General features: G+C 32.6%; 1 pseudogene. It reads right to left on the bottom strand.

Going from position 1 to position 239, the window contains the following annotated elements:
• Positions 1 to 239: pseudogene (locus SB775_RS33445) on the bottom strand (Asp-tRNA(Asn)/Glu-tRNA(Gln) amidotransferase subunit GatB); the annotation flags it as partial.

Genomic DNA, 239 nt, shown 5'->3' with positions numbered 1-239 from the left:
GTTTTTAAAGTCTTCAATAGATTGCTCATTATTATCAAGAATTTCTGTTACAACCTTACGAAGTGTTCCTTCGTCAGAAATTTGAACCAGACCTTTCGCTTTAACGATTTCTTCTGGGTCTCCACCTTTTTCAATTAATTCATTAAATACTTTCTTCGCGATTTTAGAAGAAATTGTACCTTTTTCAATTAATTGAACCATTTTAGCTAAGCCAGCTGGTGTTAATGCAACGTCTTTTA

It is taken from the genome of Peribacillus sp. SIMBA_075 (assembly GCF_046534585.1).
This window is presented reverse-complemented; position numbering and strand designations above follow the sequence as displayed.